The 1,155-nt window shown below is 38.4% G+C and carries 3 protein-coding genes; 1 reads left to right on the plus strand and 2 read right to left on the minus strand.

Annotation, left to right across the window (positions count from 1 at the left end):
* Both CSH93_RS18295 and CSH93_RS17765 read right to left on the minus strand, forming a co-directional pair.
* Positions 1 to 160: PAS domain-containing protein (locus CSH93_RS18295; RefSeq protein WP_124749006.1), on the minus strand; the 160-nt coding region annotated here is incomplete at its 3' end.
* A 136-nt stretch (positions 161 to 296) separates the two neighbouring features.
* On the minus strand, positions 297 to 686 hold the full coding sequence (locus CSH93_RS17765; protein ID WP_100644713.1) for a putative periplasmic lipoprotein: 390 nt from the start codon (positions 684 to 686) through the stop codon (positions 297 to 299).
* Positions 687 to 992: 306 nt separating this feature from the next.
* Between CSH93_RS17765 and CSH93_RS18300 the strand changes: the two genes are divergently transcribed.
* A partial coding sequence (locus CSH93_RS18300) for a PAS domain-containing protein (protein ID WP_124749007.1) occupies positions 993 to 1,155 on the plus strand: 163 nt, incomplete at its 3' end.

The raw sequence follows: 1,155 nt of genomic DNA on the forward strand, positions 1-1,155 counted from the left end.
AGCAATCAGCCCCTAGCAGAGATTCTGGAGGAGCTGGAACATTGAACAAATCACAGAACGCCTGGTTGGTAATGATGATTTTTCTGTGCTCATCCTCCACCAACACCGCGTCATTGAGGTTTTTAATCAGGGCTTTGTAGCGTAATAATTCATGATTCATTGCTATTCCCTAATATACCCTTCAGGTTGTCTGTGGTACCGAGATAACTTTGAAACCATTTAAAACAAAACAAAGCCCCCCACAACAATCCACAATTAAACTTTCAGTGTGCTCCTTTAGCATCAGAGAAGTAGCTTTAGCGAGGTTGAAAAGCCTTTAATTCATCAATAACGATCTGAGCAGCTTCAGTATCCCTGCTCTGTAACGCATTTACCTCTGAAATCAGAACTTGATATGTCGTCGCAACTTTAGGCATTAGCGATGCTAGTTTTAATGCTACTTCCTGATCTGTTTGATCGTACGCCGAAATTTTCCCCATTAAATCAGAGTAATCTTTTCCTAGCTCAGAAAGTTTAGATTCCACCGCTTTGGCATCATCAATACTATTTATTGAATTAATAATTGAACTAGCTTCTTCAAGCTTAACAATAGCGCCCTCTGCCGACACAATGATATCGCCGTCTATATTTTGCGAGCATGCCAATAATGTCATCAGTAGCAAGGCGCCTATGAATGTATGTTTCATGATATTTCTCCTTAGGATTTAATTGTGTATATAAATGCTTATAAGTTGATTTTTCACAATGAAAACACGATTTAGAGAAGTCGATGCTAAATTTGATACTTTAGTATCAAGCAGCCCCTTTCAACTCTTTATTCATAACAATGTTCAGGTTTGCTGTAAGTGCTAAGAAGTTTTCAAAAAATAGTGAACAAGATTGTTCTATGAGCTGTAGCTATTAATAACACTGCTATATTTAGCAGTAGCCAAATGCATAAACACACATCTTTGCTGTTTTACGAGTTAACTACATTTTGTTTGTGATTCTGAATGAGTGATCTTGAATTATTGCGCTACAAAGCTCTGATTAAAAACCTCAATGACGCGGTGTTGGTGGAGGATGAGCACAGAAAAATCATCATTACCAACCAGGCGTTCTGTGATTTGTTCAATGTTCCAGCTCCTCCAGAATCTCTGCTAGGGGCTGATTGCT

It is taken from the genome of Neoalteromonas facilis (genome assembly GCF_002807665.1).
Classification (GTDB): Bacteria; Pseudomonadota; Gammaproteobacteria; order Enterobacterales; family Alteromonadaceae; genus Alteromonas_E; species Alteromonas_E facilis.

Excerpts from the sequence above, each read along its gene's own strand:
- CSH93_RS17765 (WP_100644713.1), bottom strand. The coding sequence starts at position 686 with ATGAAACATACATTCATAGGCGCCTTGCTACTGATGACATTATTGGCA.